This is a genomic window from Lysobacter hankyongensis, assembly GCF_039543145.1.
Classification (GTDB): Bacteria; Pseudomonadota; Gammaproteobacteria; order Xanthomonadales; family Xanthomonadaceae; genus Lysobacter_I; species Lysobacter_I hankyongensis.
On sequence record NZ_BAABJE010000010.1, the window covers coordinates 435,951 to 449,655 of the forward strand.

12 protein-coding genes and 1 pseudogene are annotated in these 13,705 nt (G+C 63.5%); 9 read left to right on the forward strand and 4 right to left on the reverse strand.

Annotated features, from left to right (window positions below):
* Nucleotides 1-335 precede the first annotated feature (335 nt).
* Entirely contained in the window at nucleotides 336-848 is a 513-nt protein-coding gene (locus ABD974_RS11645; protein ID WP_345303513.1) for a helix-turn-helix domain-containing protein, read from the forward strand.
* A complete protein-coding gene (locus tag ABD974_RS11650; protein ID WP_345303515.1) occupies nucleotides 796-1,287 on the forward strand; it encodes a hypothetical protein in 492 nt (163 codons plus the stop codon). The genes ABD974_RS11645 and ABD974_RS11650 overlap by 53 nt, the downstream gene beginning before the upstream one ends.
* Before the next feature lie 206 nt (nucleotides 1,288-1,493).
* Here ABD974_RS11650 and ABD974_RS11655 read toward each other — a convergent pair whose 3' ends face one another.
* The 3 genes from ABD974_RS11655 to ABD974_RS11665 form a co-directional block, all read right to left on the reverse strand.
* Entirely contained in the window at nucleotides 1,494-2,717 is a 1,224-nt protein-coding gene (locus tag ABD974_RS11655) for an ABC transporter permease (protein ID WP_345303483.1), read from the reverse strand.
* Nucleotides 2,718-2,822: 105 nt separating this feature from the next.
* Nucleotides 2,823-4,106 carry an ABC transporter permease gene (locus ABD974_RS11660; RefSeq protein WP_345303514.1) on the reverse strand — a complete coding sequence of 428 codons (1,284 nt, stop codon included), beginning with the start codon at nucleotides 4,104-4,106 and terminating at the stop codon, nucleotides 2,823-2,825.
* Nucleotides 4,107-4,108: 2 nt separating this feature from the next.
* A complete protein-coding gene (locus ABD974_RS11665) occupies nucleotides 4,109-4,816 on the reverse strand; it encodes an ABC transporter ATP-binding protein (protein ID WP_345303484.1) in 708 nt (235 codons plus the stop codon).
* A 154-nt stretch (nucleotides 4,817-4,970) separates the two neighbouring features.
* Here ABD974_RS11665 and ABD974_RS11670 point away from each other — a divergent pair, with 154 nt between their 5' ends.
* The 3 genes from ABD974_RS11670 to ABD974_RS11680 all read left to right on the forward strand — a co-directional run bounded on the left by ABD974_RS11670 (nucleotide 4,971) and on the right by ABD974_RS11680 (nucleotide 8,366).
* Nucleotides 4,971-5,948, forward strand: coding sequence for a polysaccharide deacetylase family protein (locus ABD974_RS11670; protein WP_345303485.1), 978 nt, complete (start codon nucleotides 4,971-4,973; stop codon nucleotides 5,946-5,948).
* 166 nt (nucleotides 5,949-6,114) lie between these two features.
* Nucleotides 6,115-7,530, forward strand: a complete 1,416-nt coding sequence (locus ABD974_RS11675; RefSeq protein WP_345303486.1) for an FAD-binding oxidoreductase — start codon at nucleotides 6,115-6,117, stop codon at nucleotides 7,528-7,530.
* The gene (locus ABD974_RS11680) at nucleotides 7,527-8,366 is read left to right on the forward strand and encodes a hypothetical protein (protein WP_345303487.1); all 840 of its coding nucleotides are present in this window, start codon (nucleotides 7,527-7,529) and stop codon (nucleotides 8,364-8,366) included. The genes ABD974_RS11675 and ABD974_RS11680 overlap by 4 nt, the downstream gene beginning before the upstream one ends.
* On the opposite strand, the gene ABD974_RS11685 is transcribed toward ABD974_RS11680, so the two are convergent.
* Nucleotides 8,350-9,171 carry an MOSC domain-containing protein gene (locus ABD974_RS11685; protein WP_345303488.1) on the reverse strand — a complete coding sequence of 274 codons (822 nt, stop codon included), beginning with the start codon at nucleotides 9,169-9,171 and terminating at the stop codon, nucleotides 8,350-8,352. The two genes, ABD974_RS11680 and ABD974_RS11685, sit on opposite strands and share 17 nt — an antisense overlap.
* Nucleotides 9,172-9,276: 105 nt before the next feature.
* Here ABD974_RS11685 and ABD974_RS11690 point away from each other — a divergent pair, with 105 nt between their 5' ends.
* The 4 genes and pseudogenes from ABD974_RS11690 to ABD974_RS11705 all read left to right on the forward strand — a co-directional run bounded on the left by ABD974_RS11690 (nucleotide 9,277) and on the right by ABD974_RS11705 (nucleotide 13,477).
* The gene (locus ABD974_RS11690; RefSeq protein WP_345303489.1) at nucleotides 9,277-10,536 is read left to right on the forward strand and encodes a putative DNA modification/repair radical SAM protein; all 1,260 of its coding nucleotides are present in this window, start codon (nucleotides 9,277-9,279) and stop codon (nucleotides 10,534-10,536) included.
* Nucleotides 10,537-10,579: 43 nt separating this feature from the next.
* A pseudogene (locus ABD974_RS11695) lies at nucleotides 10,580-11,374 on the forward strand (TIGR03915 family putative DNA repair protein); the annotation flags it as partial.
* 462 nt (nucleotides 11,375-11,836) lie between these two features.
* Nucleotides 11,837-12,493, forward strand: coding sequence for a hypothetical protein (locus ABD974_RS11700; RefSeq protein ID WP_345303490.1), 657 nt, complete (start codon nucleotides 11,837-11,839; stop codon nucleotides 12,491-12,493).
* 111 nt (nucleotides 12,494-12,604) lie between these two features.
* Nucleotides 12,605-13,477 carry a hypothetical protein gene (locus tag ABD974_RS11705; RefSeq protein WP_345303491.1) on the forward strand — a complete coding sequence of 291 codons (873 nt, stop codon included), beginning with the start codon at nucleotides 12,605-12,607 and terminating at the stop codon, nucleotides 13,475-13,477.
* The last annotated feature ends 228 nt before the right edge of the window (nucleotides 13,478-13,705 follow it).

A 13,705-nucleotide genomic window follows, 5' to 3' on the forward strand; every position in this document is an offset into this window, starting at 1 on the left:
CCCCGCGCACATGGTGTGGTCTCGCGCTCGCAGACATCGGCAGATCGCGATTCCAGCGACGTGAATTCGATTGAGATTGACTATGGAAGCACGGACAGAAACTCGAATCGCGAGATCTGTACAGATCTCTGCAAAGAAATGCTGATCGGCTAAAGGCGACTGAGCGCATGTCACTGTGCATTTTCCACGATAACGCGGACTTCAGATCATTGAATTGTACAGACGCGGAAAGTCTGGTTTATATTCCATGAGAGCGCATGGAGCGGGCCACAGGCAAGAGAGCGACACAGCGCGCACATTCAGCAGCATTCATGGATCAAGGGATGCCAAGCGAAATGGAAACTTCGGACAGGATCAGATTGGCGCGTCGACGCGGCGGAATGTCGCAGACACAGCTTGCGGCCGCCGTGAGCGTCGCGCGCAGTGCGGTCGCGCAGTGGGAACAGCTCAATGGCCCGCGTCCGACCAACGCCCACATGGCCCAGATCGCCGTCTGCTGCAACGTTTCCTACGAATGGCTGACCACGGGCCGGGGCGCAGTCATGACCGACGCGGACGACCCAGGCACCATCGCACTGGATATCGATCTGCATCTGTATGCCCGCGACGATCTCGAGAAGCGACTGCTCAACAGCTTCCGATCGCTCGAATATCCCGGCAATCAAGCCTTGGTCGAGTTGGTCGAGACATTGATGCGAAGGAATGCACATGCCGGCATGTCCGCGGATGTCCGCAGAAAGACCTTGAGGAAAAGCAGCTCACGCCTGAACGTTCAGAACAACCTGGAGATCGACAATGGCATCTGGAACCATAGATCTAAAAAGTGCGCTGGACTCGATGATGCATGAACATGCGCAGACCTGCCCCAGGCGGCATCCCAGTGTCTATGCCGATGCTGCATGCATGGACAGGTTCCGGACGTTGTGCGATCGCGTGGTATACCGGGACTGGAAACCGATCGTCTCCGACATGGGATCGATTCCCTATCTGCAGATCACGGCCGTCATGGAAGATTCCGTCAACAGCGGCGTCATGATGGAGAACAACACCAGACCGATCGCGCTGTGCGAGGAAATGAGCGATGGATTCATCTTCGATCTGATCTTCGAGCTGATCAAGGAGTTCGAATTGCACGAATCGGCGGAACGCTTTCGGCTCGATGGCAAGGCGGTCTATTACCCGCATGCGGCCGACGGTCATCCGCTACGGAGCGTGCGCTCCATGCGTGCGCTGGAAAGCGCCAATCGCAGATCGGCGGCAGTGACCTCACTCATCGCAGGCGGCTGACAGCGCCTCACGCAGCGCGGTGGAAAGCGGCAGCGGATGGATCTTTCTCGCATGTGTCGATCCACCGACGGTAGATCGGCACATGCGCCTGAGTTCCAGACCGAAAGCGGCACGGCGTTCAACGCGGAGTTCTTTCCAGCACCACCGATGCGCCACGACGCACGTCGACACGATCACGACGCATGTCGAATATGGAAAGGCGCACGCTAGAGCGCGCGTGCCGCGAGCGCCGGCGGCACGCGTGACGCGCGCAGCGCGGGCACCAGAACCGCCAACTGCCCAAGAACGAGCATCAGCACAACACCCAGCGGCAGGTAAGCGACCGGCAGTTTCGGCAGTTCGTAGAAGCGTACCAGCAGCAGGCTGACGCCATAAGCGGAAAGCATCCCGATCAGTACGCCAGCCCCGCTCAGCACCAGATTTTCGAGTTGGAATTGCCATGCGATCTGGCGACGCGTCGCACCGAGCGCACGGCGGATCCCGATCTGGCGCACGCGCTGCCGCACCCAGAAGCTGGAGATGCCTGCGATGCCTGCCACCGCGATCAACACCAGCCCGCTGCAGATCGAGACCAGCAACCAGATCATTGCCCGGTCCTTCTCGAAGTATCTGTCGCGGACATCTTCGAACGTATCCCGATTGAGGAAGGCACGATCGCGATGGACACGCTGCAGCGCCGTCGCGGCGGCATCCAGCACCTCATCGCGGCGTTCGGGATCGACGCGCATCAGGTAGCTGCCGTACATTCGACTGTAAGCGGCCTGGAGCGGCAGGATGAACGCGTCATCCTGCTCGTCGACCGGACCGGACGCATAACCGCGCTTCAGATGCGCGACCAGACCGATGACGCGCGCCGGGTGCTCGTCCTGCACGTAGATGGTCTGCCCGAGGGCATTGCGCCCCGGAAACAGCCGCTCGGCCAGCCCGCGGCTCATGATGACGGATGCCACCGGTGGCGGCTGGCTCTGATCGGCGGGCCATTCGACGACATCCTGCTGGCCGAAATCGCGCCCGGCGATCAGGCGCAGGCCGAGCGTATCGAGAAACCGCGCATCGGCGAGATACACCGTCGCCCGCAAGCTGGCTTCGCGCTGGCCTGGATCGAGACGGATTTCGGCGGCATTGTCCACTTGGCCCAGCGGGATGAAGTTGGCGACCGTGACGGATTTCACGCCGGGAATCCGGCGCAGTTGCGCAAGGTCGGCCCGGGCGAGCGCATCGGGGTCGTCGACGTTGCCGATATCCTGCGGCGTCAGCCGCACCACTTCTTCTTCGACCAGACCGCTCGGCAGTGTGATGCCCTCGAACTGGGTCCTGAGATAAAAGATCGTGTTGCACAGAATCGCACAGGTGATGGCGATGTCCAGGACGATGATCAATGACGCGGCCTTGTGCCTCAGGATCGTCGACAGCGTTTCTCCTAATGACATGGTTGCTCCCGTGGACGATGCTGGGGTGGTGCGTCATGCGAACCCGCGGAGCAGCCGCATCGCGATCGAGCGCCTGCGCCGCCGCATGCCGGCGCTGCGACGCGCTCATTCCGGCACATGACGCGTACGGCTGGCGCGCCAGGTCGGCAACAGGCCGGCGGCGAGGCTGGCGATCACCGCCAACGCCAGTGCGCCGACGAGCGTTGTCCAGTCCAGTTGCGCCAGTCTGGCGTGATCGCCGGGCAGCCGACGTACGATCCACAAACCGAATGCGGCCAACCCCAGACCCGGCAACGCCCCGGCCAGACCGATGCCCGCGCATTCGACCATGTGCTGTATGAAAATGTCCTTCTGCGAGGCACCCAGGGCGCGGCGCACGCAGATGTCCTTGCTGCGGTGAAGGAATTTCGCAAGCAACAACCCGACCGCGTTGACCAGACACAACAGCAACAACCCGGCCGCCATCCAGACCTGCAGCTTCGCGTCCCTGGAAACGATCTTGTTGTGGTCGAGCCAATCCATCACATCGCGCAGGCGCACATTGGTCGGACGCTGGAAGCGGCCACTGCTGCGCTGTTCTTCCGAGTAGTCGCGCAGATACTGTCGATAGGCGTCCACCTTGGCCGGCGTGTCCAACTGCACCCAGTACTGCACCCAGGCGCAATCCTGATCCGCCGCCGCAGCGCCACCCCGTCGCCAGCAGTTGCTGATGCCGGTACGCGGCAGCGACAACTCCATGAAAGTCGTGAACGGCAGGAACACATGGTCCTGATAGGCGAAGTCGCGCACCTGCACGTCATAGAACTGCGGCGTGGCCCGCCATCGATCGAGCATGCCGATCACACGGAAATTCTTGCCTTGAAGCAGAAGACTGCGCCCGACCGGGTTCTGTCCGCCGAACAGCCTTTCGCCGAGCTCCATCGAAATCACCGCCACGCGAGCGCGCTTCTCGTCGTCGTCTGCGCTCCAGCCGCCGCCATGGCGAAACGGCACGTCGAACAAGGCGAAAAAGTCGGCGCTCGTGTAGCGGGTTTCGGCATAGAACGGAAGGCGCTGCCGGTCTTCGGTCTCGACCGTCAAACGTCCGCTGGTCATCATCGCCTGGCGGTCTCCGCGGCGATCGCGCAGCAGGGCCTCGGCATCGAATGGCGTGAGCTGACGAATCGGTTCGGCGCCGGGAGAATAGCGCTCCATACTCTCGGCATCCAACTGCGGATGGAACAGCCGGTGGCTCTTGCCCGGCATCGGATCGCGCGACAGTGCGTGGAAGACGGTCAAGGTCGTCGCGCATGCCCCGACACCGATCGCGATCGCCATCACCGTCAGTGCGGTCAGCAATGCATGCCGGCGAAAACTCTGGATGGCCAGATAGCAGTAGTAACCGAACAGGTTCACTCCGGCACGCTCCCGCCATCCATCGCGGATGCCATGCCGGAAACGTCGGTCGCGATGCCATCGACGATTCGGATGATGCGTCGCGCGCGGTTCGAAAGCTCGGCGTCGTGCGTGACCAGAATCAACGTCGTGCCGCGCGTGTTGACGGCTTCCAGCAGATCCATCACGGCGCGGGCCATTTCGGAATCGAGGTTGCCGGTAGGTTCGTCCGCCAACAGCAGTCGCGGACGACCCGCAAGCGCACGCGCGATCGCCACGCGCTGCTGCTGCCCGCCGGACAACTCGTTCGGAAAATGTCGGCTGCGCGAACTGAGGCCGACTTCGGCCAGGGCTTCTTCCACGCGTTCCTTGCGCTCGGCCGTGGGCAGTCCACGATAGCGTAGCGGCATGCCGATATTGCCGGCAACATCCAGATCCGGAATCAGATTGAAACTCTGGAAGATGAAACCGATCGCACGATTTCGCAGCCGACTTCTTGCGCTGTCGGACAGATCCTTCACTGCCTGTCCATCCAGCAGATACTCGCCTTCGCTGAATTCCTCCAGCAGTCCAGCGATACTGAGGAACGTGGTCTTGCCCGACCCCGAAGGACCGGTCACCGCGACGAACTCGCCTTCCCTGACGTGCAGATCGAGGGCGCGCAATGCATGCGTTTCGACCCGCTCCGTGCGATAGACCTTGGTGATCCCATGCATCTCCAGCATGACGGATGTCCAGCACTCATGTATCCGCATTATGGCCCAGTGCCCCCAAGGCGAATGCCGCGTCCGCCATCCTGTGAAGATGCGCTGTCCTGTTCAGGGCTTCTGAGCATTCGTTCCCTCGTGTACCCTCGGAAACCTCATGATCGGAATCGCCATGCGCCGTCTGCTCGCCTGCTGCCTGTCGCTGCTCGCCGTCGCGTCACACGCGGCCGAACCCGACCGCCGCATCGCGGTCACCATCGACGATCTGCCGTGGCAGCGGATGGCGACGACGTCGCCGGAGGATCTCCGCACACGCCATGCCGCGCTGCTCGCGCAGTTGCGGCAGGCGGGCGTGCCGGTGGTCGGTTTCGTCAACGAGGACAAGCTCGAGGTCGACGGCGTGGCGCAGCCGGAGCGCGTCGCGATGCTCGAGGCCTGGCTCGACGATGGCCACATGCTCGGCAATCACACCTACGGGCATGTCGATGCGCACGTCGTCGGCATTCCCGCGTTCCAGGACACGATCCTGCGCGGCGAGCGCGTGCTGCGGCCGATGCTGGCGAAGCGCGGACAGACGCCGCAGTGGTTCCGTCATCCGTACCTGCGCGCGGGCCGCACCGCCGAAGACAAGACCGCGATCGGCGATTTCCTGGCGAGCCACGGATACCGCATCGCACCGGTGACCGTGGACAACGGCGAATGGGTCTGGGCCTTCGCCTATGCGCGCGTGCTCGACGGCTCCGCACTCGATGGCTCGGCCGACACGCCCGAGCGCGCGGCCGTGCTCGAACGCCTGCGCCTGGGCTACGTGCCGTACATGCTCAACAAGATCGACTACTACGAACGGCAATCGCAGGCGCTGCTCGGCTACGCGCTGCCGCAGATCCTGCTGTTGCATGCGAACGAACTGAACGCGGTCGCCTACGCCGAACTGATCGCAGGCATCCAGCGCCGCGGCTATCGTTTCGTGACGCTCGAAGACGCCATGCGCGATCCGGCCTATCTGCGCGAAGACGGCTACCACGGCCGTTACGGCCCGAGCTGGCTGCACCGCTGGGCGATGGCGGAGCAGAAGCCGAAGGACTTCTACGCCGGCGAGCCGGTGGTGCCACGATGGGTACTGGATCTGGCGGGCGTGGACAGCGAATGAGGGCTGGATCCGCCTGCGGCCGGGCATCGCCCGAACGCATGCGGTCGATCCTGCAGTCGACCCGCCCGGAACCACCGGTATCGCGCGGCGCTACCCACGCGACGGCGCTTGCCGGCCCCGCGCGGCGCGGCTTTGCTGGAAGCCCGCAGCCACGCATGGCACTCCGATGGACGGCGCCCCGCGACACGACCGCACTCCGCACGAGAACGATGTCCACAGCCGGCTGAATCCGACCCGGCACGCGCGCATCTTCGCGCCACGCCACGCGGACGATCTTTCCGAACTCCTGCAGGCCGCACGTCGGCAACACCGACGCATCGCCGTCGCCGGTGCACGCCATGCGATGGGCGGGCAGCAGTTCGCCGAAGGCGGTTGGCTGATCGACACCCGCGCGCTCGACGGCATCCTCGATTTCGATGCGGTCGGCGGACGCGTGCGGGTCGCCGCCGGCATCCGCTGGCCGGCGCTGCAGGACTTCCTCGCCGCGCAGCGCGACCGCCAAGGCCGCGGCTGGTCGATCCGCCAGAAACAGACCGGCGCCGACGACTTCAGCCTCGGCGGCGCGCTGGCCGCGAACATCCACGGTCGCGGCCTGGACATGGCGCCGTTCGTGGACGACATCGAAGCGTTCACCCTCGTGAAACCCGATGGCGCCATCGTCATCGTCGATCGCGAGCGCGAACCTCAGCTCTTCGCGCTCGCGGTCGGCGGCTACGGCCTGTTTGGCGTGGTCGTCGATCTGACCCTTCGACTCGCGCCGCGACGGATCGTGCGGCGCCGGGTCGATCTGCTGCGTCGGCGCGAACTCGCCGCCGCCTTCGCGCAGGCGCGCGACGACGGCGCGCAATACGGCGATTTCCAGTTCGCGATCGATCCGGCGGACGACGACTTCCTCGATCTCGGCGTGTTCGCGCGCTACGAACCACTGGCCGAAGGCGGGCCGCCGGAAACGCCGGCGCGGCACCTGTCGGCCGACGATTGGCGCACGCTGCTGTCGCTGGCGCATACCGACAAGCGCGAAGCCTTCCGCCGCTACAGCGCGTTCTATCTGGCCACCGACGGCCAGCGTTACGGCAGCGACGATCACCAGTTCGGCGTCTATCTCGACGGCTATCACGATGCGATCGATGCGACGCTGGGTCACACCGGCTCGGAAATGATCACCGAACTGTACGTGCCGCTCGCCGATCTCGACGCCTTCCTCGGCCGGGTCGCGGACGACTGCCGCCGCCACGACACCGATCTCGTCTACGGCACCGTGCGCCTGATCCGCCGCGACCGCGAGACCGTGCTGGCCTGGGCGCGCGAGGACTGGGCCTGCATCGTGCTGAACCTGCACGTGCACCACGATGCCGACCGTCGTGCGCGGATGCGCGCGGACCTGCAGCGACTGATCGATCGCGCGCTGCAGTTCGGCGGCAGCTTCTATCTCACCTATCACCGCGAAGCGCGTGCCGATCAGTTGCGCGCGGCGTATCCGCACATCGACCGGTTCCTCGCGGCCAAGGACCGGCACGATCCCGACGGCGTGCTCGACAGCGACTGGCATCGCGCAGTGCGCGCGACCCTGTCGGCGACATGATCGCGGGACGCCCCAGCGCGACGGCGTTGATGGTCGCGCTGTCGGTCGTGCGCCGCGGGCGCGCATTCGCGTTGCCCGACGCGTCGCTGCGGATCGCGGCGCGTGCCCTGGATGCCGCAGGCGGCGGCTGGCGCCTGCTCGCGGGTCTTGCCCGCCATCGCGCCGGCAGCGCACTGCTCGATGCGATCGAACGCGTCGCCCTGCCCGATCTCGCGGCGCATCACTGCCGGCGCAAGCAATGGCTGCTGCAGCGATTGCGCACGCTCGTGCCGGGGACGCGACTGCTGTGGCCTGCGGTCGGCTTCGACGGCACCGGTGTCGCGCTGCGCGCGACGATCCATGATCTCCAACTGCACGAGTTCGATCATCCCGATAGCCTGCGCCTGCGTGAATGTATCGTCGGCGACACGCCCGGCGTCGCGCGTTCGGCGTTGCGCCTGCCGGACGACGGCGGCGTTCTGCTCGATCTCTGCGCCGCATCGACCGCGCCCTGCGTGATCGTCGTCGAAGGCCTGGCGATGTATCTGCCCGCGCGTCCGCTGCTGCGACTGTTGCGCGCACTGGCCGCGCTGCCATCGCCGCCGGGGTTGCTGTTCACCGCCCTGGCACCGACGCACCGGAATGGCACGGGTTTCGCCGCGGAGAACGGCATCGTCCGCCGATGGCTGTCGCGGCAGCGCGAACCCTTCCTCTGGCGCTGCCCGCAGGCGCGTCTGCTCGGTCTCTTGCGACGGCTCGGCTACCGCATCGACGCCGACTGGGACGGCACCGGTTACGGCGAATACGCGATCGACGCGGTGCCGCGGGCGGCGCGTTTCGTCATGCCTGCGGCGTGACCGCATCGCCCACGCGGACGATGCCGACGCCGCGCGCACCGAGGCGCGGGATCAGATTCATGCCGAAGGTGACGCCGGCCGGCGTGCGCCGGTATTCCTTCAGCACCTGCAGCGGCTGGCCATCGTCGCGGCGACGGCCGAGCGCGGGATCGACCGTGGTGAACACGCAGCGGGTGCACGGCTTCACCGCATCGAATTCGACCTCGCCGATACGCACGCGCCGCCAGTCGTCTTCCGCATGCGCGGCGACGCCGTCGACGACGAGATTCGGCCGGAAATGCGTCATCGTCACCGGCGCCGCACCTTCCGCCGTCAGCCGCGCGTTGAGTCCATCCAGCGCGGCCTGCGAAATCACCAGCAGCGGATAGCCATCGGCGAAACTCACCTCGTCGCCCGGTTGCGCATACGCCGGATCGACCGCGCGCCGCGCATGTTCGCCCATGTACGCCAACCGCACCGGCCGCTGCAGGAAGGCGCTCAGCCAGGCAGCGGCCTCCGGTGCCGCGATCGACGCCTCGACGGTGTCCTTCCAGACCGTGATCCGCTGCCGCGGCGCGTTGGCGGCGGGTACGGCAACATCGATCAAGGGCAGGCCCGGCGCCGACAGCCGCAGCCCATCGCCGAGCGGTTCGGCACGGATCAGCACCATCTCCGCGGTCTGTCGCGCGGTGACGAACCGGCCTTCGGCATCGACCACGATCCAGCGCCGATCGTGGCGCGGGCCGCGCGGCTCGATTTCGAGCGCATCGACCGGCAGGCCGGCGGCGGATTTCAGCGGATGGCGATACAGGGCGGAGAGGCGCATGGGCGGAGCGCACCGGTGGAAAGCAGCCATTGTGCCGCATCCGGACGCCCGTTCGCCGCGTATGCGTCTCATCGCATGAGACGCACGCAGTGAGACAATGCCGCCATGGAGCTGATCCGCAAACTCTCGATCCTGGCCGACGCGGCCAAGTACGACGCCTCCTGCGCCTCCAGCGGCGCCGGCGGACGCAACTCGCTGAAGTCGGGCGGCATCGGCAGCACCGAAGGCATGGGCATCTGCCATTCCTACACCCCCGACGGGCGCTGCGTCTCGCTGTTGAAGGTCCTGCTCACCAATTTCTGCATCTACGACTGCGCCTACTGCGTCAACCGCGTCAGCAGCAACGTCCCGCGCGCGCGCTTCGCCGCCGATGAAGTGGTGCGGCTGACGCTCGATTTCTACAAACGCAATTACATCGAAGGCCTGTTTCTCTCCAGCGGCATCATCCGCAGCGGCGACTACACGATGGAGCAGATGGTGGAAGTCGCGCGCAGCCTGCGCGAGGATCATCGCTTCGCCGGCTACATCCACCTCAAGACCATTCCCGAAGCGTCGCCGGAACTGCTGGCGCTGGCCGGCCGCTACGCCGACCGCCTCAGCATCAATGTCGAACTGCCGACCGAAGCCGGGCTGAAGAAGCTGGCGCCGGAAAAGACCCTGCCCGGCATCCGCGCCGCGATGGGCGAAGTGCGCTGGCGCATCGACGAGAATCTCGAAGCCCGCAAGCCCAAGGCCGCGCCGAAGCGCAGCAAACCGCCGCGCTTCGCGCCCGCCGGGCAGAGCACGCAGATGATCGTAGGCGCCGACGATGCCGACGACCGCAGCATCCTGTGCACCTCGCACGGGCTGTACAACGACTTCCGCATGCGCCGCGTGTACTACTCCGGTTTCAGCCCGATCCAGGACGCCTCGTCGATCCTGCCGGTGAAGGCGCCGCCGCTGCTGCGCGAACACCGGCTGTATCAGGCCGACTGGCTGCTTCGGTTCTACGAATTCGGCGTCGACGAAATCGCGCCGGACACAGCGCGCGGCGGCAGCGGCATGCTCGATCTCGACATCGACCCGAAGCTCGCCTGGGCGCTGCGCCATCCCGAGCAGTTTCCGGTGAACCTCAACCGCGCGCCGCGCGAACGCCTGCTGCGCGTGCCGGGGCTCGGCACGCGCAACGTCGACCGCATCCTGATCGCGCGCCGCCACGGCGCGCTGCGGATCGCCGATCTCGTCCGCCTGCGCGCGCCGATGCAGAAACTGCTGCCGTTCGTGCAGCTGGCGGATCATCATCCGCGCAAGCGTCTAGACGATCCCGCCACGCTGCGCGCACAGCTGGCGCCGAAGCCGCGGCAGCAGGATCTGTTCGCGGCATGAATCGCGCGCATGACGACAGCGGCAAGGACGCGATCGCGTGAGCCTGTATCGCGTCCGCATCGACCCGCCATGGGATCTCGCCGCATGGCGCGCTGCGGCGCGCACGGGGCTGCGCGCGGACCTGCGGCCCGAAGACATCGATTGGGACGGCGACGCGCAGGCCAGCCTGCTCGCGGCGCCCGATCTCGCGACCGCCGAACCGCTGAGGCCCACACCGCAGGTGCCGTCGGCGCTGTTCGAACTCGCCGACGCCGCGCTGTGCCACAGCGACCCGCAGCGCCATGCGCTGCTGTATCGGATCGTCTGGCGGATCGCGCAGGGCGAAAAGCATCTGCTCGCCCGCCTCACCGACGCCGACGTGCGCCGCGCCTCGGAACTGGCGAAGGCCGTCGGCCGCGATACCCACAAGATGAAGGCCTTCGTGCGCTTCCGCGAAATCCCCGGCGAGACCGACGCCTTCATCGCCTGGTTCGAACCCGCGCACCACATCGTCGACCGCGTCGCCCCGTTCTTCGCGCGCCGCTTCGCCGGCATGCGCTGGGCGATCCTCACGCCTTACCGCAGCGTCGCCTGGAACGGCAGCGCGCTCGGCTTCGGCCCCGGCGCGCAGCGCGACGACGCCCCGGACGACGACGCCCACGAAGATCTCTGGCGCACCTACTACGCCCACATCTTCAACCCCGCGCGCCTCAACCCGCGGATGATGCGCCAGGAAATGCCGCAGAAATACTGGAAACACCTGCCCGAAGCGCAACTCCTGCCCGACCTCATCCGCACCGCCGGCGAACGCGTGCGCGACATGCAGGATCGCGAAGCGCAGGCACCGCGCCGAAAGATCCGACCGCGCGGAGAGCGCTCCTGAAGCCTGTCCGGAATCTCCGCGATCCCGCAACACCAGCGGTAGGGCAGCCTTCAGGCCGCTGATTCGACCGCACCGCGACGATTCAGCGGCCTTGCTTTCAACAGTCGAATGACGGATCAGGCCGCTGTGCCGATGCGCGCTCAGGACTCGGCATGATGTCCACATTCACCATGCGTGGTAGCGAACAACGGCGAATATCACAACACGCAGGCTAACGGGACAATGCCGAACGAGGAATCAATATCGGAGTCGTCCCACCCCGATCATCGATATTGGCGGTTGCTCGCCGCCGATCAGTAAACCCACACGAATGCGACCATTCGTCGGATGACTCATGACCTTCGACATTTCAAAGCGTTGCGCGATTGACACGCCTCTTTCGGCGGTGGCAGCGTATGCGCTACGCCCCGGGTTGGGGTCTATTAGTATTTAGGCCGCATGTACGTATATTTCAATATCCCAGAAATCGACAGCCGAAACGGTGATTTTTTGAACTTTTGGCTAAAAACGATATTTATCAGCCCCGTCTCATCAAACTTTCAGGTCAATGCTCTCTCAGTAATGTACGTAAGGCTTGTAGAGGCTGCATTCGTTGAGTACTCACTGGGACGTCAGTCTCTAATGGAGTTCTGGAGCACCCATACTGGAATTGCACTTGGCGCCATGCATCGATCTGTTTCCCACTTTGAAAGTTGTCTCTCGAATACGCATAGAGCAAAGCAGGCTTTCTCTCGATTGCGGAATCACGCTGATAACGGAGAGTTAAGAAAATTGCTAAGCAATCCACGCCCTAATTTTATACAAGCAAAATTTGCTGACCAAATCAGAGCTATCCGTAACGAGATACATCACACAGAAGATAGCTTAATGAAAGGCCTCCTTGGGAGCGGAAACCCGGTGATGCTCAAAGCAGATGGCCCCGAAACCGTTCACCCCACGGAAGCTAATCAGACAAACAAACTAATAGATCGCTTGGTAGTTGGCCAGCAAGAGTTGCTTTTTTCTGAATTGGCTACTGCACTGACTGAAATGGCAGACTACTGCAAGAAGATATCTGAAAACATTTCAAGCAGCAGCCCTGGCAATGCGGCCTAACAATTCGTTCAAGCCAACCCCGCATCGTGGCGTCGGCCACGTGCCTAAGCTACGCTAGCACACGCCCGCAACCCCGCTACTGGACGGCTTAACTAAGGCGTTAGACCAGCGATGAAGATTCGCGTTTCTGTGAACACACCACACCCGCTGAAAATATTCTGCTTGACTTGGGGTGGCCACATCTATCTTCCATTGATCTCAACGGAGTTGCTGCTATTAGATCGGAACGTCCTCTCCAAGGTGTCTGCTCCTGACAGGATTTCAGACAAAGCGGAGCAATACTGGGTTGGCGAGTTCAACAGGGTTTCACAGAATATAAACCCAATTCTTACTGCATATGAGGGATGCTTTAGAAGAAGACCAACGAGAGCAGAGTTTCAGCAAGAACTTTCTAAGTCTTATGAAAAATTAAGGCAGCTATATCCTGCCAAGCAAGTAATCGAGCACTCAACTGAAACTAGCGGTCAGCTCTATGACGCGCTAGAGCCGAAGCTGGAGAGACAAGAGCAGGAAGTAAAATTCCTGCTCGCCGCGGCTCCATTGGTTGTCCATAGACCCAGCGACATGGATCTCATGCCTAAGATCCGTGAGATTTCCAGTATTGCCGATTCTTTTTGCCTTCGAGGACGATCACTTGTACTGGTTGCACTCATATCCTGCATTTCGGAAAGCAAGCACGGTGAAAAGCTGTCTGCTGGCCGACGAATCATAAAGCCAAAGCCTGCGTTCTCCCATGGAGACGCTCATAACGCGGTAGCGGACATCCACTACTTGGAATTCCTTCTAGCTGCTGCGTCAGGTCCATTTGGGCCAATCGTTCTTTGCACAATGGATCAAGGGCTTGCACATTTTTGGCTCGGTCTTAATGTCTCTCACTCCGCCAGGAACGAGAAGAACGAAATTAGCTACAGGTTCACCATGGATAAGAAGCTTTGCCCAAGGCTCAACAACGAACAACTTGATGAAATTCGTGCGCTGTTCTAACAATCCTTTCAAGCCGACCCCGCATCATGGCGTCGACCACATGCCTGCGCTACGCTAGCAAGCATCCGCCACCCCGCCACGGGGCGGCTTAATTCAGTCGTCACGGACGAGGACCATGGGTTGGACATTCCGCAACTCAAGATTTGAACCGGGTCGCGTACATGCCGGTGACCTGAGACGAATCATGTAGCCGATCGGCAGGTGAGTTCTCTACCCTCGACAGACCAA